Annotated in this window: 16 protein-coding genes and 1 tRNA gene; 1 reads left to right on the top strand and 16 read right to left on the bottom strand. The window is 68.3% G+C overall.

The annotated features are described in order from the left end of the window. Positions 1-138 precede the first annotated feature (138 nt). The 12 genes from rpoB to AC6EUL_RS06240 form a co-directional block, all read right to left on the bottom strand. The gene (rpoB, locus tag AC6EUL_RS06295) at positions 139-4,263 is read right to left on the bottom strand and encodes a DNA-directed RNA polymerase subunit beta (protein ID WP_499869460.1); all 4,125 of its coding nucleotides are present in this window, start codon (positions 4,261-4,263) and stop codon (positions 139-141) included. A 249-nt stretch (positions 4,264-4,512) separates the two neighbouring features. Further along, a complete protein-coding gene (rplL, locus tag AC6EUL_RS06290; protein WP_056218129.1) occupies positions 4,513-4,893 on the bottom strand; it encodes a 50S ribosomal protein L7/L12 in 381 nt (126 codons plus the stop codon). 57 nt (positions 4,894-4,950) lie between these two features. Then, the gene (gene rplJ / locus AC6EUL_RS06285) at positions 4,951-5,481 is read right to left on the bottom strand and encodes a 50S ribosomal protein L10 (protein WP_499869458.1); all 531 of its coding nucleotides are present in this window, start codon (positions 5,479-5,481) and stop codon (positions 4,951-4,953) included. Between the two features lie 553 nt (positions 5,482-6,034). Continuing rightward, positions 6,035-7,660, bottom strand: coding sequence for a B12-binding domain-containing radical SAM protein (locus AC6EUL_RS06280; RefSeq protein ID WP_056218133.1), 1,626 nt, complete (start codon positions 7,658-7,660; stop codon positions 6,035-6,037). A 282-nt stretch (positions 7,661-7,942) separates the two neighbouring features. Further along, complete coding sequence (gene rplA / locus AC6EUL_RS06275) at positions 7,943-8,641, bottom strand: 50S ribosomal protein L1 (RefSeq protein WP_056218136.1); 699 nt, start codon at positions 8,639-8,641, stop codon at positions 7,943-7,945. A gap of 12 nt (positions 8,642-8,653) precedes the next feature. Further along, positions 8,654-9,106, bottom strand: a complete 453-nt coding sequence (gene rplK / locus AC6EUL_RS06270) for a 50S ribosomal protein L11 (protein WP_056218139.1) — start codon at positions 9,104-9,106, stop codon at positions 8,654-8,656. Between the two features lie 219 nt (positions 9,107-9,325). Continuing rightward, positions 9,326-9,859 (bottom strand): transcription termination/antitermination protein NusG, encoded by a 534-nt coding sequence (gene nusG, locus AC6EUL_RS06265; protein WP_056218143.1) that lies wholly within the window; start codon positions 9,857-9,859, stop codon positions 9,326-9,328. A gap of 66 nt (positions 9,860-9,925) precedes the next feature. After that, positions 9,926-10,228, bottom strand: a complete 303-nt coding sequence (gene secE / locus AC6EUL_RS06260; RefSeq protein ID WP_056218145.1) for a preprotein translocase subunit SecE — start codon at positions 10,226-10,228, stop codon at positions 9,926-9,928. 216 nt (positions 10,229-10,444) lie between these two features. After that, positions 10,445-10,521 (bottom strand) — tRNA-Trp (locus AC6EUL_RS06255). A gap of 241 nt (positions 10,522-10,762) precedes the next feature. Beyond that, the gene (gene tuf, locus AC6EUL_RS06250; RefSeq protein WP_055949261.1) at positions 10,763-11,953 is read right to left on the bottom strand and encodes an elongation factor Tu; all 1,191 of its coding nucleotides are present in this window, start codon (positions 11,951-11,953) and stop codon (positions 10,763-10,765) included. Positions 11,954-12,097: 144 nt separating this feature from the next. Beyond that, a complete protein-coding gene (locus tag AC6EUL_RS06245) occupies positions 12,098-12,559 on the bottom strand; it encodes a tellurite resistance TerB family protein (protein WP_056215742.1) in 462 nt (153 codons plus the stop codon). Between the two features lie 97 nt (positions 12,560-12,656). After that, the gene (locus AC6EUL_RS06240; RefSeq protein WP_056215746.1) at positions 12,657-13,100 is read right to left on the bottom strand and encodes a DMT family transporter; all 444 of its coding nucleotides are present in this window, start codon (positions 13,098-13,100) and stop codon (positions 12,657-12,659) included. A 140-nt stretch (positions 13,101-13,240) separates the two neighbouring features. Between AC6EUL_RS06240 and AC6EUL_RS06235 the strand changes: the two genes are divergently transcribed. Next, entirely contained in the window at positions 13,241-13,858 is a 618-nt protein-coding gene (locus tag AC6EUL_RS06235; RefSeq protein ID WP_056215748.1) for a biliverdin-producing heme oxygenase, read from the top strand. On the opposite strand, the gene AC6EUL_RS06230 is transcribed toward AC6EUL_RS06235, so the two are convergent. The 4 genes from AC6EUL_RS06230 to AC6EUL_RS06215 all read right to left on the bottom strand — a co-directional run bounded on the left by AC6EUL_RS06230 (position 13,855) and on the right by AC6EUL_RS06215 (position 20,771). Then, positions 13,855-16,416, bottom strand: a complete 2,562-nt coding sequence (locus AC6EUL_RS06230) for an HWE histidine kinase domain-containing protein (protein ID WP_499869453.1) — start codon at positions 16,414-16,416, stop codon at positions 13,855-13,857. The genes AC6EUL_RS06235 and AC6EUL_RS06230 overlap by 4 nt on opposite strands. A gap of 163 nt (positions 16,417-16,579) precedes the next feature. Then, positions 16,580-16,861 (bottom strand): hypothetical protein, encoded by a 282-nt coding sequence (locus AC6EUL_RS06225; protein ID WP_056215754.1) that lies wholly within the window; start codon positions 16,859-16,861, stop codon positions 16,580-16,582. A 22-nt stretch (positions 16,862-16,883) separates the two neighbouring features. After that, entirely contained in the window at positions 16,884-18,848 is a 1,965-nt protein-coding gene (locus AC6EUL_RS06220) for a BON domain-containing protein (RefSeq protein WP_499869449.1), read from the bottom strand. A gap of 99 nt (positions 18,849-18,947) precedes the next feature. Next, entirely contained in the window at positions 18,948-20,771 is a 1,824-nt protein-coding gene (locus tag AC6EUL_RS06215; RefSeq protein WP_499869447.1) for an ABC-F family ATP-binding cassette domain-containing protein, read from the bottom strand. Between the last annotated feature and the right edge of the window lie 47 nt (positions 20,772-20,818).

Here is a 20,818-nt window from a genome sequence, read left to right as displayed (position 1 = left end):
GAGGGGCTGACCGCGTGCTGAAAACGGATGCGGCGCAACGACCGGCCGGATCGTCACTGACCGTAGAACGGGAGGCCCTGCCCCTCCCCGCTCCGACCGCGCCGGGGTCGAACCCGGCGCGGGAGCGTGATGCGGTGGTTATTCGGCCGCCTCTGCGGGCGGCTCGATCTGGTCGTTGGCGAGCTTCTTCGAGGAGGTGAGCTCCACGTTGAGACCCAGCGAGCGCATTTCTTTGACGAGCACGTTGAACGACTCGGGGATGCCGGCCTCGAAAGTGTCGTCGCCGCGCACGATGGCCTCGTAGACCTTGGTGCGGCCTGCGACGTCGTCCGACTTGACCGTGAGCATTTCCTGCAGCGTGTACGCGGCGCCGTAGGCTTCGAGGGCCCAGACCTCCATCTCGCCGAAGCGCTGACCGCCGAACTGCGCCTTTCCGCCCAGCGGCTGCTGGGTGACCAGGGAGTACGGGCCGATCGACCGGGCGTGGATCTTATCGTCCACGAGGTGGTGCAGCTTCAGCATGTAGATGTAGCCCATCGTCACCTTACGATCGAAGGGCTCGCCCGAGCGGCCGTCATAGAGCGTCGATTGGGCCGACCGGTCGAGACCGGCCATCTCCAGCATCTGCTCGATGTCGGCTTCCTTTGCGCCGTTGAACACCGGGGTCGCCATCGGTACGCCGCGGCGCACGTTGTTGGCGGCCTCCGCCATCTCCTCATCAGTCAGACCTTCCAGCTCGGACGGCGAGTAGATCGCCTCCATCTCTGCCTTCAGGGGCGCGATGTCGTTGCTGCGCAGGTAGGCATCCACCGCCTGACTGACCTTGCGGCCAAGTCCGGCCGCGGCCCAACCCAGGTGAGTCTCGAGGATCTGGCCGACGTTCATGCGCGAGGGCACGCCGAGCGGGTTCAGGACGATGTCGGCATGCGTTCCGTCTTCCAGGAACGGCATGTCCTCGATCGGCACGATCCGGGAGACGACGCCCTTGTTGCCGTGGCGACCGGCCATCTTGTCGCCGGGCTGGATCTTGCGCTTCACCGCCACGAAGACCTTGACCATCTTCATGACGCCGGGCGGGAGCTCGTCGCCGCGCTGCAGCTTCTCGACCTTGTCGAGGAAGCGCTGCTCGAGGCGCTTCTTCGATTCGTCGTACTGCTTCTGCATCGCTTCCATCTCGGTCATGAGACGGTCGTCGATGACGGCGAACTGCCACCACTGCGAACGCGGGTACTCGCTGAGGAGCTCGCGGGTGAGCGTAGCCTCCTTCTTGAAGCCCTTCGGCCCCGCGATGGGCGCCTGGCCGATGAGGACCGTGGCGAGACGCGCGTAGGTGTTGCGATCCAGGATCGCCTGCTCGTCGTCGCGGTCCTTGGCGAGGCGTTCGATCTCCTCGCGCTCGATCGCCTGGGCGCGCTCATCCTTGTCGACGCCGTGGCGGTTGAACACCCGGACCTCGACGATCGTGCCGGTCACGCCCGGGGGAACCCGGAGCGAGGTGTCGCGCACGTCGGACGCCTTCTCGCCGAAGATGGCGCGGAGGAGCTTCTCCTCGGGCGTCATCGGGCTCTCGCCCTTCGGCGTGATCTTTCCGCACAGGATGTCGCCGGCGTGAACCTCGGCGCCGATATAGACGATGCCGGCTTCGTCGAGGTTCTTGAGCGCCTCTTCGGAGACGTTCGGGATGTCACGGGTGATCTCTTCCGGACCGAGCTTGGTGTCTCGGGCCATCACCTCGAACTCCTCGATGTGGATCGAGGTGAACACGTCATCCTTCACGATCCGCTCGGAGAGCAGGATCGAGTCCTCGAAGTTGTAGCCGTTCCACGGCATGAACGCGACGAGCACGTTCCGGCCGAGGGCGAGCTCGCCGAACTCCGTCGAGGGACCGTCGGCGATGATCTCGCCCTTCTTCACGGCCTCGCCGACGCGAACGAGCGGCTTCTGCGTGATGCAGGTCGACTGGTTGGAGCGCTGGAACTTCTGCAGGCGATAGATGTCGACGCCGGGCTTGTTGGCGTCGGCCTCTTCGGTGGCCCGGATGACGATACGGGTGGCGTCCACCTGGTCGACGATGCCGGTGCGTCGGGCGGCGATGGCGGCGCCGGAGTCGCGGGCGACCACGGCCTCCATGCCGGTGCCGACGAAGGGCGCATCGGCGCGCACCAGCGGCACCGCCTGGCGCTGCATGTTCGAGCCCATCAGCGCGCGGTTCGCGTCGTCGTTCTCGAGGAACGGGATGAGCGCGGCGGCGACCGAGACGAGCTGCTTCGGCGACACGTCCATGAGGTCGACGCGATCGGGGGGCACGACGATGACGTCACCGGCCCGACGGCAGACCACGAGGTCCTCCGTCAGCTTGAAGGTCCCGTCCATCTGCGCGTTGGCCTGGGCGACGTAGTACTTCGCCTCCTCCATCGCCGAGAGATAGGCGACGTCGGTGGTGACGACGCCGTCTTTCACCCGCCGGAAGGGGGTCTCGATGAAGCCGTACTTGTTCACCCGCGCGAAGGTGGCGAGGGAGTTGATCAGACCGATGTTCGGGCCTTCCGGCGTCTCGATCGGGCAGATGCGGCCGTAATGGGTCGGGTGAACGTCGCGCACCTCGAAGCCGGCGCGCTCGCGGGTCAGACCGCCCGGGCCAAGCGCCGAGAGGCGACGCTTGTGCGTCACTTCCGAGAGCGGGTTGGTCTGGTCCATGAACTGCGAAAGCTGCGACGAGCCGAAGAACTCGCGCACGGCCGCGGCCGCGGGCTTCGCGTTGATGAGGTCCTGCGGCATCACCGTGTCGATGTCGACGGAGGACATGCGCTCCTTGATCGCGCGCTCCATGCGGAGCAGGCCGAGGCGGTACTGGTTCTCCATCAGCTCGCCGACCGAGCGCACCCGGCGGTTGCCGAGGTGATCGATGTCGTCGATCTCGCCCTTGCCGTCGCGCAGGTCCACCAGCGCCTTCACGACCGCGAGCATGTCCTCGCGGCGGAGCGTCCGCACGGTGTCCTCGGCGTCGAGGTCGAGGCGCATGTTCATCTTCACGCGGCCGACGGCCGAGAGATCGTAGCGCTCGGAATCGAAGAACAGCGAGTGGAACATCGCCTCGGCGGTGTCGAGGGTCGGCGGCTCACCCGGGCGCATGACCCGGTAGATGTCGAACAGCGCGCCTTCGCGAGCCGAGTTCTTGTCCACCGCAAGGGTGTTGCGGATGTAGGGACCGACGTTGATGTGGTCGATGTCCAGAACCGGAAGCTCGGAGACGCCGACCTCTTCGAGGCTCTTCAGGAGCTTGTCGGAGATCTCGTCGCCGGCCTCGGCCCAGATCTCGCCGGTCTTGGCGTTGACGAGATCCTCGGCGATGTACTGACCGATCAGGTCCTCGTCGGTGGCCTTGAGGAACTGCACGCCGCGCTCGGCGATCTGCCGGGCGTTGCGGGCGTTCAGCTTCTTGCCGGCCTCGAGCACGACCTCGCCGGACTCCGCGTCGATGAGGTCGACGGAGGCCTTGAAGCCCTTCAGGCGCTCGGCGTCGTAGGGCACGCGCCAGTCGGCACCGTCCCGGTCGTAGATCACGCGGTTGTAGAAGGTCGACAGGATCTCCTCGCCGTCGAGGCCGAGGGCGAACAGCAGCGACGTCACCGGGAGCTTGCGCTTCCGGTCGATGCGGACGTGCACGATGTCCTTGGCGTCGAACTCGACGTCGAGCCAGGAGCCGCGATACGGGATGATGCGGGCGGCGAACAGGAGCTTGCCCGACGAGTGGGTCTTGCCCTTGTCGTGGTCGAAGAACACGCCCGGGGATCGGTGCATCTGCGAGACGATGACGCGCTCGGTACCGTTGACGATGAAGGTGCCGTTCTCCGTCATCAGGGGCATGTCGCCCATGTAGACGTCCTGCTCCTTGATGTCCTTGACCGACTTCGCACCGGTATCCGGGTCCACATCGAACACGATGAGGCGCAGCGTGACCTTGAGCGGGGCAGCGTACGTGATGCCGCGCTGGCGGCACTCGTCGACGTCGTATTTCGGCTGCTCGAACGTGTACTTCACGAACTCGAGGAGGGCCGTCGAGGAGAAGTCCGAGATCGGGAAGACCGACTTGAACACGGTCTGCAGGCCTTCGTCGCCCCGTCCGCCTTCCGGCTCATCCATGATCAGGAACTGGTCGTAGGACGCCTTCTGAACCTCAATGAGGTTCGGCATCTCGGCGACTTCCTTGATCTTGCCGAAGAATTTGCGAATCCGCTTGCGACCGACCAGCGTGTTGGCCATGGGTGACCTCGCTCCTACGTCCCGCGTACCGGGTGCCCGGGGAAGGCGTCTGCCTCCCGCAACCAGGCTTCGGGCCCGCCCCGCCGGACGACGCCTTCCCGAACTGAAAATCCCGTGGCCCTTGCGCGGGCCGGTCGGGCCGCTTGAAGCGACCATGGCCCACGGGCGTGAACCCGCGGGCCGTTGGTGCCGTCAGGCCCGGAGGGGCCCGACGGAGAGTGACGGGCCGGAACGGCCCATCGCAGTGTCTTACTTGAGCTCGACCTTGGCGCCAGCCTTCTCGAGCTGAGCCTTGAGCTTCTCGGCCTCTTCCTTGTTGACGGACTCCTTGACGGCCTTCGGAGCGCCCTCGACGAGGTCCTTGGCTTCCTTGAGGCCGAGGCCGGTGATCGCGCGGACCTCCTTGATGACCTCGATCTTCTTGTCGCCAGCGGCGGTCAGCATGACCGTGAACTCGGTCTGCTCCTCGGCGGCGGCGGCAGCGCCACCACCGGCGGCCGGGCCGGCAGCCACGGCGACTGCAGCGGCGGCCGAGACGCCCCACTTCTCTTCGAGCATCTTGGCGAGGTCAGCAGCCTCGAGAACGGTCAGCGAGGACAGGTCGTCGACGAGCTTGGCAAGATCAGCCATGTTGGTATTCCCTTGGATATCGGTTTGAACGGATGGGTTGAAAAGGGCGATGCGGCCTCAGGCCGCTTCGCCCTGAGCCTCGTCCTTGGTGGCATAGGCCCCGAACACGCGGGCGAGCTTGGCCGCCGGTGCGTTGACGACCTGGGCGATCTTGGTCGCGGGAGCCTGGATGAGGCCCACGATCTTGCCGCGCAGTTCGTCGAGGGACGGCAGCGAGGCGAGGGCCTTCACACCGTCCGGGTTCAGGGCGGTCGTGCCCATGGCGCCGCCGAGGATCACGAGCTTGTCGTTGACCTTGGCGAAGTCCACCGCAACCTTGGCGGCCGCGACCGGATCGCTCGAATAGGCGAGCAGGGTCGGACCCTTCAGGAGGGGCTTGATGGAGGCGACGTCCGTGCCATCGAGAGCGATGTTGGCGAGGCGGTTCTTGGTGACCTTCACGGTGGCGCCGGCCTGCTTCATCTGCGAGCGCAGCTTCTGCATGTCGGCGACCGTGAGGCCCTTGTAGTGGGCCACGACGACGACGGCGGTGTTCGCGAACACGCCGTTGAGCGTCGAGACGAGATCAGCTTTGGCTGTCCTGTCCACTGGGGCTCTCTCCGGTTGGCGGAACCCGAAAACGGGTCCGCCGGTTGCACATGCCGCCCGGGACGGAACTCGGCTTAACACGAAGCCGGAACGTCCTTGGCGACGCTTCACGGCCCTGTCCCCTACCGCCCCCCGGAACGGGTGGACGACATGGGTGAGATGGTTCAAACCGATGCCTCACCCTGCCCGCGCGATGCGGACCCGGCGAGGGCAGTAGAATTTCGGTCTTCCCAGTCTGTGCAGGCGTGTGGATTAAGCCGGTGACCCGGCGCCTGCAGTCTCGGACAGGACATGGCCGGACGAAGCTCAGAAGGGGTTTCATGCCCCTCAAAGCCTTCCGGCCAACATCACCTGGTTGCCCAGGCGATCTCTCAATCGGAATGCGACCGATCGGTCGATTCCTTTCTCATGTATGAAAACGTTGAGCGGGGTCTATAGAGCCTTGCAAGCAGCCTGCCAAGTGCCCCGGGGCGATTATTCCGTCGCAGGCGACGCTTTTCCCTTGACGCCGCAGGCGGCCCGAAGCCGCCTGCGGATGGGCCGCAAAAGCCTGTCAGGTCGGCAGGAATTTGCGGGCGGCCCGCCACCAGGGCTCGCGGGCGTCGCGCTTCTGGTCCGCCTTGGCGGCGTAGAACGAGGCATTGTGCTCGCCGCGCAGGGCTTCCCGGGTGAAGCGGATGAGGTGGTGGGCGACGAAGCCCATGTTGAACACCGCCTCGATCTGTCCGCGCTTCAGGGCGTGGCCGGCGGCGCGCCAGAACACCCGCCGGTAATCGGACAGCAGTCCGACGCGCACAGCGATGTTGAAGCCGAGCACGAGGCCGCGGCGCAGGTTGGTGCGGGTAAGCTTGCCCCTGACCGGCGTCTTGATCCGGTTCGGGTAGGTCACCTCCACCTGGTGCCGGAATCGCTCGAAGATCTGCGCCGGCTCGTAGGCGTGGGCGATGGCCCGGCGCCAGGAGGCCACGACGTCGTCGTGCGGACGCTTGAAGAGCACGTTCGATTCGAGCGCCGCATCGTGGACGAGGCGGTTCTCGCGGGTCAGGCGATCCCAGAGCGGCGTCTTGGGCAGCGCCTGCAGGAGGTTCATCGTCAGCACCGGCACGGCCGACTTGTCGATGAAGTCGATGAGCTTCTGCTCCGACTGATCGGTGTCCGTGTCGAGGCCGAGAATGATGCCCGAGGTCACCTCGAGGCCGAAGCGGTTCAGGGTCTCGATCGCCTCGTACATCGGCACGGCGGCGTTGTGCTTCTTGTCGATTCCCGCGAGGGCGTCCTCCTCGGGCGTCTCGATGCCGACGAAGACGGTCATGAAGTTGGCCTGCCGCATCAGCTCGAGGATGTCGGGCTGCTTGGCCATGTTCAGCGTCGCCTCGCAGGCGAACTGGAGCGGATAGTCGTTCTTCTTCTGCCACGCCACGAGGTGGGGCAGCATGTCCTTCGTGGCCTTGCGGTTGCCGATGAAGTTGTCGTCGACGAAGTAGACCACCGCCGGATGGCCTGGCTGCGCGATGATGGCGTCGAGCTCACCAAGCATCTGCTCGGGGCTCTTCAGGCGCGGCTGGCGGCCGTAGAGCTGCGGGATGTCGCAGAACTCGCAGCGATAGGGGCAACCCGAGGAGAATTGCAGCGATCCGATGAGGTAACGCTTGAGGGGCGCCGCTTCGTAGGCGGGGGCCGGGAAGTCCGAGAGCGGGAGCCGCTCCTTGGTCTCCAGGCGGACCTGGGCCGCCGGGATCGAGACATCGCGGTCGAGGATCGCGACCAGCTCGTCGGTGGCGTCACCGATCTCGCCGAGATGCAGGTAGTCGAATTCGGGATACTGCTCGGGGGAGCCGGAGACCGAGGGGCCGCCCAGCGCCGTCACCTTCCCGGCCGCGTGGGCGCGGGCGTAGATATCCCGGATCTGCGGGGCCTGGATGTGCATGCCGGACACGAACACCGCGTCGGCCCAGGCGAAGTCCGCTGCGCCGGCCCGGGCGATGTTCTCGTCGATGAACCGGTACTCCCACGACTCGGGCATGTAGGCCGCGATCAGCAGGAGCCCTTGCGGGGGCATGAAGGCCTTCACGCCGCCCATCAGGGGGTAGGCGTGAGAGAAGGTCCCGAAGGACGGCGTGTAGGCGGGAAAGACGCACAGGATGCGTCGCTTCGAGGTCACGGAGAGGGAGCATCGCATGACTGCATACCTAGCACAGGCCTACGCGAAGGCGTCACCCTCCTGTGTTCTTTTCTTGGGCGCTCCGACGACCGTCCGCTCCTGGAACGGCGCGGGGCATTCCTCCCTCACGGCTCTTTGATCGTGGTCGAACCCCAACCGCCGGTGCGCGGTGGTCGGGGAACGCAGTCCCCGAGGGCTCGGACCGGCCGCAAGCCGAGAAGCCCTTCCGGCGAGCCTGAGCACAAACGAAAACGCCCGGCCGCGAGGCCGGGCGCTTCTATTCTGTTCAAGCCTGAAGGATCAGGCGGTGAGGACGCTCGCGGGCTCGACCTTCACGCCCGGACCCATCGAGGAGGTCACGGCGACGCGCTGGACGTACTGGCCCTTGGCGCCGGCGGGCTTCGCCTTGGAGACGGCGTCGGCGAAAGCCTTGATGTTCTCGACGAGCTTGTCGGCGTCGAACGAGACCTTGCCGATACCGGCGTGGATGATGCCGGCCTTCTCGACGCGGAACTCGACGGAGCCGCCCTTGGCGCCGGCGACGGCGCCCTTCACGTCCATGGTCACGGTGCCGACCTTCGGGTTCGGCATCAGGCCGCGCGGGCCGAGCACCTTTCCGAGACGGCCGACGAGCGGCATCAGGTCGGGGGTCGCGATGCAGCGATCGAACTCGATCTTGCCGCTCTGGACGATCTCGAGGAGGTCCTCGGCGCCCACGATGTCGGCGCCGGCAGCCTTGGCCTCGTCGGCCTTGGCGCCGCGGGCGAACACCGCCACCCGCACCGTGCGGCCGGAGCCGTTGGGCAGGTTGCAGACGCCGCGGACCATCTGGTCGGCGTGGCGCGGGTCGACGCCGAGATTCATCGAGATCTCGACGGTCTCGTCGAACTTGGCGCTGGCCTTCTCCTTCACGAGCTTGATCGCCTCGTCGATGGGATAGAGCTTGAGCGCGTCGATGCCCTCGCGGGCGGCGCGGATGCGCTTGCCTTCGTGTGCCATTGTGCCCTCCCCTTAAGCGACGACGTCGAGGCCCATGGCCCGCGCGGAGCCACGGATCATGGCGACGGCGGCGTCAACCGAGTCGCAGTTCAGGTCGGGCATCTTCTTCTCGGCGATCTCGCGCAGCTGCGCTTCGGTCACCTTGCCGACATTGGAGCCGGCCTTGCCCGGGGTCTTCGAGCCGGAAGCCGGCTTCTTGCCGATCTTCAGGCCGGCGGCCTTCTTCAGGAAGAAGGTAACCGGCGGCTGCTTCATCTCGAAGGTGAAGGAGCGGTCCTGGTACGCCGTGATGACGACCGGGATCGGGGTGCCCTTCTCGATCTGGGAGGTCTTCGCGTTGAAGGCCTTGCAGAATTCCATGATGTTGAGGCCGCGCTGACCGAGCGCGGGGCCGATGGGCGGCGACGGGTTCGCGGCGCCGGCCGGAACCTGAAGCTTCACGTAGCCCGTGATCTTCTTTGCCATAGGGACTGCTCCCAAAGAATGCCCGGCATCCGGCTGGCCTCAGCGCGGACGAAACGGGCGGTTGCAGGTCGCGGTTCGGTCCGTGGACCCCGGCGGCGAACCGGGCGGGCCTCCCGCGTATGACACCGTCGCGCGGGACGGTGGTTTCGCGCGCGGCCGAGGCCGGGCGGGAAGGGACATGGGGCGAGCCGGGGACGGCTCACCCGAAATGGGGCCGGATCAGACCTTCTCGACCTGCCCGTATTCGAGCTCGACCGGCGTGGCGCGGCCGAAGATCGACACGGCGACCTTGAGGCGCGACCGGCTCTCGTCGATCTCCTCGACGGTGCCGTTGAAGGAGGCGAAGGGACCGTCGGAAACCCGAACCGTCTCGCCGATCTCGAAGGACACGGAGGGCTTGGGACGGTCGACGCCCTCGGCGACCTGCCCCTTGATGCGCTCGGCCTCCGCATCCGGGATCGGAACCGGCTTAGACTTGTCGGCGCCCAGGAAGCCCGTCACCTTCGGGGTGTTCTTGATGAGGTGGTAGACCTCGTCGGTCAGGTCACACTTCACCAGGACGTAGCCGGGGAAGAACTTGCGTTCCGCATCGACCTTGCGGCCCCGGCGCACCTCGACAACCTTCTCGGTCGGAACCATGACCTCGTCGAACAGCTCCATCAGGCCACGCTGGGCCGCCTGATCCTTGATGGACTGCGCGACCTTGTTCTCGAAATTCGAGTAGGCGTGGACGATGTACCAGCGCTTCGACACGGTTCTCACCAAATCCTGACGTCAGTCAGCCCGATCACGCCGCAGCGCGCCCGGGCCGAGAAGTTGTTAGGCGCCGACCCCGAGGATCAGAGTCACGAGATAGCGCAGCGCCTGGTCCACCACCGTGAAGAAGATGCTCGCCACCACAACCATGATGAACACCATCACGGTGGTCACGACGGTCTCCTTGCGGGTCGGCCACGTGACCTTGCGGCCCTCGTCGCGAACCTGGCTCAGGAACTCGGCCGGACCCACGCGCTTCTGCGCGGGGCGCACCGGCGGGGTCGCCCGAGGGGGCGTCGGCGTGGTGGAGCCGCGCTGCGGGGTGCGCGCGAGATCCACTTTCTTCGATGCTTCGTTCGATGCCATGGCGCCAACAACAGGGAGATCGGCCCGAGCTTCGGGAAAGCGCGACGCGGCGGCTCCGGGGAGGAGCCTGCATCGACGGCCTTCATCGATCTCGGAAGGCGACCGCTCTAACGCAAGTCGCCGGGCTTGTCGACTGCGCCCGGCCGGACTTCGCTGAGGAGCGATCTGCTGAAAGGGAAGAGGGCTGGGAGGATCGACGGGTCTGATGCGGCCAAATGGCAGGAGTGGAGGGACTCGAACCCGCAACCTCCGGTTTTGGAGACCGGCGCTCTGACCAGTTGAGCTACACTCCTATGCGAAGGACGAGTCCTCCGCCGCGGCGCTGCTATAGACCGGTCGCGAGGGCTTCGCAATGGTCAAACGGCGTCGTCGGCGAAGAACCTTCGCGACGGCTCTCAGGCCGGCGCGGACCCTGGAAACGCGGACCTGGGAAACGCGGACCTCGGAAACGACAACGGCGCCCCGGAGCGATCCGGGGCGCCGCGTCGTGTCACCGGTCGGGTGTCCCGCGAGGGGCGCCCGATGGCGGCGGGTCTACTCGTTGATGGCGGCGACGACGCCTGCGCCGACGGTGCGTCCGCCTTCACGGATGGCGAAGCGCAGCTTCTCTTCCATGGCCACCGGCACGATCAGGGTGACGTCCATGGTCACGCTGTCGCCGGGCATCACCATCTCGGTGCCCTCGGGCAGCACGCACACGCCGGTCACGTCCGTGGTGCGGAAGTAGAACTGCGGGCGGTAGTTGGTGAAGAACGGCGTGTGGCGGCCGCCCTCCTCCTTGGTGAGGATGTAGGCCTCGGCCTTGAACTTGGTGTGGGGCTTGACCGAGCCGGGCTTGCACACGACCTGGCCGCGCTCCACGTCCTCGCGCTTGGTCCCGCGCAGCAGCACGCCGACGTTGTCGCCCGCCTGGCCCTGGTCGAGCAGCTTGCGGAACATCTCGACGCCCGTGACCGTCGTGGTCTGGGTGTCGCGGATGCCCACGATCTCCACCGTCTCGCCGACCTTGACGATGCCGCGCTCCACTCGACCCGTCACCACCGTGCCGCGGCCCGAGATCGAGAACACGTCCTCGATGGGCATCAGGAACGGCTTGTCGATCGGACGCTCCGGCTGCGGGATGTAGGCGTCCACGCTCGCCATCAGCGCCAGCACGGCGTCATGGCCGATCGCCTTGTCGCCGTTGTCCAGCGCCACCTTGGCCGAGCCCTTGGTGATCGGGATGTCGTCGCCGGGGAAGTCGTACTTGGAGAGGAGCTCGCGCACCTCCATCTCGACGAGCTCGAGGAGCTCGGCGTCGTCGACGAGGTCGACCTTGTTCAGGAACACCACCAGCGCCGGAACGCCGACCTGGCGGGCCAGAAGGATGTGCTCGCGCGTCTGCGGCATCGGGCCGTCGGCCGCCGACACCACCAGGATCGCGCCGTCCATCTGCGCCGCGCCCGTGATCATGTTCTTCACGTAGTCGGCGTGACCGGGGCAATCCACGTGCGCGTAGTGCCGGTTCGTGGTCTCGTACTCCACGTGCGCCGTCGAGATCGTGATCCCGCGCGCCTTCTCCTCCGGCGCCTTGTCGATCTGGTCGTAGGCCGTGAACGTCGCTCCGCCCGTCTCGGCCAGAACCTTCGTGATCGCCGCCGTCAACGACGTCTTGCCGTGATCCACGTGACCGATCGTGCCAATGTTGCAGTGCGGCTTCGTACGCGCGAATTTCTCTTTGGCCATCGTCTCTTTCCTGCGGCAAGCTCACACGAGCGGTCGCCCGGGCTGTCGCTCGACGCGTTGTCGAGCCGGGCGAAAGACGGGGGCCCGCTTAGAGGCTTGCCGTCCTTTGATCAAGGGCTTTGCGGGACAAGGCGCTCCGGCACGCTACGGAACCGGGCGTCGGACAGGGGATGCGGCGAGCAACGCGGCCCGGTCCAGGCCCAGCGCGGTGGCGATTTCCTCGAGGGCCTGCGCCTCCACGTCGGCGATGCCGTCGAGGTCGGCCACGTCCGCCGCGATCAGGAATGTCGCTTCGCGCTCCTCCTGCCCCCGGCCCTCGATGGCGGCGACGCGGCGCAGGTTCTCGGCCCGGCCCGCCCGGGTCCGGGCACGGGCGATCCCGTCGTAGAGTTCGCTCTCGAGCATCAGCCGGTCGTAGCCCTTCTCGAGGATGGGATTGGCCTGCAGGCCGGCCAGCGCCGTATCGAATTCCGCGCTGGCGATCTCCCCGTCCGCGACCATTACGTTGGCGGCGGCGGAGACCATCGCCTGCATGAGGACCGTATCGCCGGCATAGGCCGTCACGGTCTGGCTGAAGCGGCTGACGATGTCCTGGAAGATGTTCATTGGGGGCTCTGGACACGGACGGGATCGTTGCGGGGCGCGGCATCGACGCCGCGGCAGGCATCGCGGTTCCACGCGCCGATGACAAGCGTCCGTCGGTTCAGAACAGCGCCACCAGGGCGATACCGCCGATCATCAGCACGCCCCCGAGGGCGCGCCAGAGGGTGAGGGGATGCTGCTCGAACCCGATCCAGCCGAAATGGTCGAGCAGGATGGAGGTGATGACGCCGGCGGTGATGAGAAGCCCCAGATAGGGCGCGGCCCCGATCTGCTGCGCGGCGAACAGCTGGGACAGGATGAGGAGCGCCCCGACCACGCCGCCGAACCAGGCCCAGAGCGGCACGGCCCGCATGTCGCCGAGGCTCGGAAAGGCGAAACGACCGAGGACCAGGCCGAGGGCGAGGAGGGTCGCGCCCCCGGCCAGCGAGACGACGATGCCTGCGGCGAAGGGCTGCGCCAGGTTCTTGGAGAGCGTCGCGTTCACGCCCGACTGCACTGCGTTCGCGATGCCGGCTAGGAGGACGAAACCGTAGAGGAGCCACATGGTCGATCCTGGGCCTTCAGCGTTGCGGACCGGGCCGCGAGAGCGAGCCGGGGTCGTGCAGGTACCCTGTGATAAGTCCTTGGCGGGGGCCCGAGATCGGCTAAGAATGGCGACGGGGCCAAATAACAGGGAAACGCGGTATGGATGGGACGGCCAGGGGGTCCGTCGACGCGGGAGATCCGGAGCCGCGGCGGGGTGGTGCGGATGCACCGCGCGATCTTCGCTTCGCCCTGCGCGCCGAGACCGATGCGGCCCATCGGCGCCTCGATGCGGGGTTCGTCGCCTACGACCTGAGTCGGCGAGCCGATTATGTGCGCTTCCTGTCGGCGATGCGTGACCCCTTCGCGCAGATCGAGACCTGGCTCGACGGGGCCGATGCCGCCGACCTGCCGCCGGACTGGGCGGCCCGCCGCCGGTCCACGGTCCTGCAGGCCGACCTGTCCGGGCTGGCGATTTCCCCTCCGGAGGTCGCGCCTGCCCCCCTGCCCCCCACCTTGTCGAGCGCCGAGGCGCCCGGTCTCCTCTACGTTCTGGAAGGTTCGCGCCTCGGCGGCCAGGTTCTGCTCCGTCAGGTCCTGGCGAGCCCGGACCCGCTGGTCCACGGGAACGCCCGCTTCCTCCGGCACGGCGCGGGGCTCCGCCTCTGGCCGAGTTTCGCGACTTGGCTCGGGACGCGCCCGGTCGCGGATCACGCCGCCGCGATCCGTGGTGCGCAACGTGCCTTCGCGCTGTTCGAGGCGGCGCAGGCGCCGGGCTAGTCCCGGGGGGGCGTGCTCGCCAGGGCCCGGCGTAGGGTATCCGCGGTGTAGGGCTTCTTGATCATCGGCACGGCGCCGAGCTCGGACGGGATTCGGAAGCTCTCGCCGTAGCCCGTCGCGAAGACGAAGGGCACGCCGGCCGCGATCAGGCGTCGGGCGACCGGCAGGCTCGTCTCGGCGCCGAGATTGACGTCGAGGAGGGCAAAGCTCGGATGCGCCGCCTCGATCTGCCGCAGGGCTTCGTGCACGGATCCCGCCATGTCGACCGCGCTCGCCCCGAGGGTGGACAGGATCTCCTCGGCCTCCAGAGCGATGATCATGTTGTCCTCGACCACCAGGACGGTCCCGGACAACGCCGCGGCATCGAGTTCGGGCGTCCGGTCGCGCTCCCGCGACAGGGGGGCGGCGACGGTCGGTGCGGCCCGCACGTAGCGCGCCGGCACGGCGAAGCGGCCGCGCAGGCCGGTGAGTTCGTAGGTGATCTCCGCCTCGCCCTTCAGCTCGTAGGGGATCGAGCGCTCGATCAGCGTGGTGCCGAAGCCGCGGCGGCTCGGCGGCTTCACCGGCGGGCCGCCGCTCTCGCGCCAATGGATCACGAGGCACTGCGAGGCATCGCGCTCCCAGGCCACGTCCACCTGTCCGACCCCCTCCGACAGGGCGCCGTACTTCGCCGAGTTCGTCATCAACTCGTGGATGACCAGGGCAAGCGTCGAGAACGCCTGGGGATCCAGGAGGACATCGGTGCCGTCCAGACGGACCCGGCCCGCCTGCTGGTCGAGATAGGCCTCCGCCTCCAGGGTGATGAGGTCGCGCAGGGAACCCGGTCCCCAGTTCGTGGTGGTGATCTGGTCGTGCGCCCGGGCCAGGGCCTGGATGCGCGCCCCGACGACGCCGGCGAAATCCTCGACGCTGTCGGACCCCGAGCGACTTTGGGCGACGATGCCCCGGATCAGGTTGAGGATGTTGCGCACCCGATGGTTCAGCTCGGCGATCAGGAGCTCTTGGCGCTCCTGCGCGGTCTTGCGCTCCTTCTCGGCGGAATCGGTGAGGCGCAGGATGACCTCGAGCAGCGTGATGCGCAGGGCCTCGGCGATGCGCAGGTCCACCGCGCTCCAGGGGGCGGCCTGCCCCCGGACCACCTCGGTCCAGGCCTCGAAGCTCTTGCGGGGCGTGAGGCGCAGACCGTTCGGTCCGAGGCTCGCCGGCTTCTCCGGATTGCCGGCCCAGGTGACGGTGCGCGCGATCTCGCGACGGAAGAACACCAGGAAATCCCGCGGCGCCCGCGAGATCGGGATCGCCAGGAGTCCCGCGGCCCGCTCGGGGTAGTCGGCGGCCGGGGGATGGACCGCGCCGATCTCCTGGGTGGCGAAGGCCCGGCTCGCGGCCGTCCGGTTGAGGAAGCGCACGAGACCGGTGAATTCCTCCGCCGTCGGGGTCGCCCCCCGCAGGGTGATCTCGCCGTTGACCCAGACGCCGATGCCGTCGCACGTGACGATTCCCGCGATGTCGTCGAGGAAATCGGTGATGTTCTCGAGGCTCGTTCCGCCCGAGGCGAGCGCACCCATCAGTCGGTCGTGCAGCGCCCGGGAACTGCCTTCGTAGGCGGCCTCCGCCTCGCGCTCCCGGCTTTCCAGGATCAGCGAGAACATCTGCCCGAACAGTTCGGCGCCGGTTCGGCGCTCCAGCGAGATGTGGCGGGCCTCGGTGTGATGGCAGGCGAACAGGCCCCAGAGCTTGCCGCCCCGCAGGATCGACACCGACAGGGAGGCCGCCACCCCCATGTTGCGCAGGTATTCGAGGTGGATCGGCGACACCGTGCGCAGGGTGCTCATCGACAGGTCGAGGGGTCGGCCGTGGGGATCGCGCTGCGGCAGCACGGCGACAGGTTCGGCATCGACATCCGCGATGATGCGCAGCCAGTTGCGCTCGTAGAGGGCGCGCGCCTGTTTCGGGATGTCCGAGGCCGGGTAATGCAGTCCGAGATAGGGGGCGAGGCTGGAGCGTGCGGATTCGGCGATCACCACCCCCGAGCCGTCCGGGTCGAAGCGGTAGACCATGACGCGATCGAAGCCGGTGAGCGCCCGCATCTGGCGCACGGCCTCCCGGCAGAACGGGTCGAAACCCACCGTCTGCTGCAGGCGTCCGACCATGCTGCGCACAAGATTGCCGGCGTTGAGGTGTTCGCTGACGCTCGGCTCGGCCTCGATGACGATGATGCCGTCCGAGATGTGCAGCGCGATGTCGAAGGGGGCACCTCCGGCCTGCAGGACGGTGCCGAAAATCCGGTCGATGGCATCGGGCCCGCGCAGGGCCTGAAGGTGACCGCGGATCAGGTGGATCGCCTCCGCGTCGATCAGGTCGGCCAGGGGAAGGCCGAGCACATCGGCCCCCGACTGCCCCAACCACCCGGCGGCATTCTCGGAGGCCCGGACCACGATCCAGTCCGGGGAGACCGCGATGAGGAAACCGAAGGGCTGAACCGCGCCGAGGATGTGGATCGGTTCCCGATCGCAGGACGTGAGGTCCACAGGTCGGGGACGTGCTGAAGATTCGATCATCAGGTCTCTGATTCGCCGGTCCCATGTCCGTTCGGAGAAGCGCGTCGAGACCAACGACAGACCGTCCGGAAAGTCTCCTCGATGGTCGGGCAACGGACGCAGTTTCGAGTCGATTGTGTTGCGGATGCCACAGGCCGGCGCGACGCCGACGGGATTCGTCGTCTCACGACCGGGTGCCCATCCGGTCTGTGACCCCGGCCGCCAGGATCGCTCCGATCAGGTAGGACCCGAGTCCGAGCGCCCCGGCCTCCAGCCAGAAGCCTGCCCGCCCCGAAAGGAAGCCCCCGGCGGCGAGGCCCCCGGCCAGACCCGCTGCCAGGACGAGAAGGCCGGCGCTCCGGCGCGCAGTCGGTGTCCGCGGCAGGCCCGTCAGCGCGCCGATGGCGCCGCCGAGGAGGGCGCTGGCAGCCGCGAGGGGCCAGAGCAGGGTTGCCAGGAGCGTCACGCCCTTCGTCTCCGTCGGATCGTCATGACCGTGACTCGATCCCGACGCCCTGGCCAGCCGGACGCGGCGAGCCGGCCGGGGCGGCAGCGACCTGTTCGAAACGAAGGCCGGCCTGGAGCAGATACTCCACGATCGCGAGGGCACGGCCCTGCGCAAGATCGGGGGCGGGCTCCGATTGAGCCGCCGGCTTCGCCTCGGTCCTGACGGCCTTGTCCTTCGGATTGGACTTGCCGGGCGCCTTATCCGAGGCACGCGAGCCGGAGGATCCGGCCGGTGCCTTGCTCGGTGCTCTGCCGGCATCCTTGCCCGCGTCGAGCGACGCCGTGCTGTCCACCGCGGTCTCGACGACAGGCTTCGGTGCCGCGGTGGCGCCGCTCGGATCGAGATGGCCCGTGACCACCAGGCGCAGGGTCGGGCAGGTCTTGCCCAGTGCCGCAATCCCATCGAGGAGGGGGTAGAAGGCCGGCGTCAGAATCGCGCTTCCGGGCGGGAATATGAGGGCTTGGCCCATGAGCTTGGTCCCGAGCGCAGCGACGCAGCGCTCCGGTGTCCAGGCCGACGCTGCGTCGGGGGTCGTCACCGAGATCTCCGCGGTCCAGCCCGGCGGCATCGCGGCCGACAGGTCTTCGGAAACGCGCCGGCCACCCTGCGCATACAGGCTCTCGCCCGTCAGGGTGATCGCGCGATCGGCGAACCGGGCCTCGCCCCGCCCCAGCAGGGTGAGGGCCGTGGCGGTCGCGCGCAGCACCCGGGCGAGCTCGGGCGGGGCCCCTTCGCCGAGGCGGGTGCGGTCGATCAGGCGCTCGCGGAACAGCCGTGGACGAAAGGTCCCGAGCAGGGCCTCGCGCGCCTCGGCATCCGGCAGGTGGCCGGACAGCGTTACGGTTTCCGCGTCGCGCCGGAGCAGGATTTGATAGGGCGAGAGCGGTCGGGTGCTCAGGGTCGCGCCGCCCCGGCTCAGCCCGGCGGGCATCCCCTCGCGCAACAATCCCTCGATCTCAGGGATCGCCTGGGCGTCGAGGGCGACGCCCTCGAGTGCGATCCGCGCATCGGCGACGGTGACGCTCCCCTCCTGCAGCAATGCGGCGAGGCTCAGGGCGAAACGCGCCATCGCGGCTGCATCGACCCCGAGCGGAAGGCCACGCGCCCTGCGCATCCGGTCCTCGATCCGCCCCGTCTCCGAGGCCTGTGCCGCCTGCGCCCGGATCTCGGCGCGCGCCGCGTCCGAGACCACGTGGCCCGAGAGCGTCAGGGTGCCCCCCGGCTCCCGAGACGCGACGAAGCGGAAATCCGGCACGACCGCCGGCCGAATCTCGACCTGGCCGAGACCATAGCCGGTCGGCAGATCGGCCAGGGCCGTCCGCAAGGCTTCGTCGTCGGCGATGGAGGCCGCCTCGCCCACGACCGAGAGGCGCATGTCCTCCAGCATCACCCGGCCGCCGGGCGCGAGGGCACGCAGCCGCGCCAGGGCATAGGCGGCCGCCGCGGCGAAGTCCGGTGGCGCGCCGAGGGCGGCGCGGGCGCGGTCGTGCAGGGCGGTTCCGGGGTCGAGGGCGGGGGAGAGTTGCTCGGCCAGGGCGCTCGGGCCGATTTCGGCTGGCCGCACGCCGGTCACGTCGACCCCGTCCCTGCCCTTGGTCGCGATCCACAGGAAGGGCGAAGCCGGCTCGACCACGCCCACGGGGCCGACGATTCGCCGGACACCGTCGAGGGCAGCGAGCCGCTGATACGCTGCATCGCGGGTCGCGGCATCCGGCGCCTCGCCGGTGACCACGAGGTCTCGCCCCTCGACCGACACGCGCAGCCACGGCTCGGAGCCGGGCGTCGCCGTCGCCCGAGCCACCGCATCGGCCTTTTCGCCGAGTTGCGACTCGAGGCGCGGCGTGAACCAGGCGGCGGACAGGCCGAGGATCAGGGCGAGGCCGGGCAGGCCGGCAGCCCAGCCGAGGCGGCGGGATCGGTCACGGAGTGCGTAAGCGGCGGACACGTCGGACCCCGGTGGCAGGCGCGCGGGAGCGAACGCCAGGGCGGCACTTCACACGGCGTTCACGGCATCATGAAGGCCGGGGCGCCGCATGAGCCTCGCTCAGGCGTCGCGCAGCATCTCCAGTTCGAGCCAGCGGTCCTCGGCCTTGGCCAATTCGGTCTCGGCGACGCCGAGCAGATCCGATGCCTTCGCGAAGCGGGCCGGGTCCCGCGCGTAGAGTCCCGGATCGGCCAGGACCTCGCGCAGCTTGGCGATATCGGATTCGAGCTTCTTCATCCGGTCCGGCAGGGTCTTCAACTCGTGCTGGTCCTTGAAGCCGAGTTTGGGCTTGCCGGCCGGGGCTCCCGCATCGCCGCCCTTGGCGCGATCCTTCGCGTCGGCGCGGGCCTCCGCCTTCTCGGTCCGCCCGGCGGCCGCCCGGGCCTGCACGCCCTCCCCGCGCTGGGCGATCATGTCGGTGTAGCCGCCGGCATATTCGACCCAGCGGCCCTCCCCTTCGCTGACCAGCACGCTCCCGACGACCCGGTCGAGGAAGTCGCGGTCGTGGCTCACCAGGATCAGGGTGCCGGAATAATCCGCCAGCATTTCCTGCAGGAGGTCGAGGGTTTCGAGGTCGAGATCGTTGGTGGGCTCGTCGAGGACGAGGAGGTTGGCGGGCTGGGCCAGGGCGCGGGCGATGAGCAGGCGGTTGCGCTCGCCGCCCGAGAGAACGCTCACCGGGGTCCGGGCCTGCTCGGGCGCGAACAGGAAATCCTTCAGGTAGCCGATGACGTGGCGGCTGACGCCGCCGACGTTCACCGAATCGCCGCTGCCGCCGGTGAGCACCTCCGTCACCGTCATGGTCGGCTCCAGCACCGCACGGGCCTGGTCGAGGAGCATCATCTTGAGGTTGGTGCCGAGCGCCACCGTGCCGGACTCGGGCGGGAGCTGCCCCGTGAGCAGGTTGATTAGCGTGGTCTTGCCGGCGCCGTTGGCCCCGACGATGCCGAGGCGGTCGCCGCGCATCACCCGAAGCGAGAGATCGTCGACGATCTTGCGGGCGCCGTAGGCCTTGGCCGCGTGCTTGGCCTCGATCACCAGGGCGCCGGAGCTCTCAGCCTCCATCGACGTCATGGTCGCGGTGCCGACGGGCCGGCGATCCTCGCGCCGCTCCTTGCGCAGGGCATGAAGGTTGCCGAGGCGGCGCACGTTGCGCTTCCTCCGGGCGGTGACGCCGTAGCGCAGCCAGTGCTCCTCGTCGGCGATCTTGCGCTCGAGCTTGTGCCGGTCGCGCTCCTCCTCCTCGAAGAAGGCGTCGCGCCAGGCCTCGAAGGTGGAGAAGCCCTGCTCGATCCGGCGGGTGACTCCGCGGTCGAGCCAGATCGTGGTCTTCGACAGGGCGGACAGGAAGCGCCGGTCGTGGCTGATCAGCACGAGGGCGCCGCGCACGCTCTTCAGCTCGGATTCGAGCCACTCGATGGCCGGCAGGTCGAGGTGGTTGGTAGGCTCGTCGAGGAGCAGGATGTCGGGTTCCGGCGCCAGGGCCTGGGCCAGGGCGACCCGCCGCCCCTCCCCGCCCGAGAGGCTCTTCGGGTTCTCGGCACCGGTCATGCCCAGGCTCTCGAGCAGGTAGCGGGCCCGGTAGGCGTCATCCCCGTGGGTCAGGCCGGATTCGACGAAATCGAGGGTCGTCTCGAAGCCGGAGAAGTCGGGTTCCTGCGCCAGATAGCGGATCGTGGTGCCGGGCTGGACGAAGCGCACGCCCCGGTCGGGCTCCACGAGCCCCGCGGCGATCTTCATCAAAGTGGACTTACCCGAGCCGTTGCGACCCACGAGGCAGGTGCGTTCGCCGGGGGAGATCGCGAGCTCGGCGCGCTCGATCAGCGGCGTGCCGCCGAAGGTGAGCGCGACGTCTTGGAGGGTGAGGAGCGGGGGAGCGGCCATGGGGCCGGCTTATGGCAGCGACCGCGCCTTCGAACAAACCCGGAATC

The sequence above is a fragment of the Methylobacterium sp. 001424705 genome (assembly GCF_059816145.1).
The sequence above is the reverse complement of the archived record's forward strand: the minus strand, read 5'-3'. Positions and strand labels throughout refer to the sequence as shown.

Coding starts and splice junctions, on each gene's coding strand:
- rplK (WP_056218139.1), bottom strand. CDS start 9,106: ATGGCAAAGAAGATCACGGGCTACGTGAAGCTTCAGGTTCCGGCCGGC.
- AC6EUL_RS06230 (WP_499869453.1), bottom strand. CDS start 16,416: ATGATCGAATCTTCAGCACGTCCCCGACCTGTGGACCTCACGTCCTGC.
- AC6EUL_RS06235 (WP_056215748.1), top strand. CDS start 13,241: ATGGATGGGACGGCCAGGGGGTCCGTCGACGCGGGAGATCCGGAGCCG.
- AC6EUL_RS06240 (WP_056215746.1), bottom strand. CDS start 13,100: ATGTGGCTCCTCTACGGTTTCGTCCTCCTAGCCGGCATCGCGAACGCA.
- rplA (WP_056218136.1), bottom strand. CDS start 8,641: ATGGCACACGAAGGCAAGCGCATCCGCGCCGCCCGCGAGGGCATCGAC.
- tuf (WP_055949261.1), bottom strand. CDS start 11,953: ATGGCCAAAGAGAAATTCGCGCGTACGAAGCCGCACTGCAACATTGGC.
- AC6EUL_RS06280 (WP_056218133.1), bottom strand. CDS start 7,660: ATGCGATGCTCCCTCTCCGTGACCTCGAAGCGACGCATCCTGTGCGTC.
- AC6EUL_RS06215 (WP_499869447.1), bottom strand. CDS start 20,771: ATGGCCGCTCCCCCGCTCCTCACCCTCCAAGACGTCGCGCTCACCTTC.
- AC6EUL_RS06245 (WP_056215742.1), bottom strand. CDS start 12,559: ATGAACATCTTCCAGGACATCGTCAGCCGCTTCAGCCAGACCGTGACG.
- secE (WP_056218145.1), bottom strand. CDS start 10,228: ATGGCATCGAACGAAGCATCGAAGAAAGTGGATCTCGCGCGCACCCCG.
- rplL (WP_056218129.1), bottom strand. CDS start 4,893: ATGGCTGATCTTGCCAAGCTCGTCGACGACCTGTCCTCGCTGACCGTT.
- rpoB (WP_499869460.1), bottom strand. CDS start 4,263: ATGGCCAACACGCTGGTCGGTCGCAAGCGGATTCGCAAATTCTTCGGC.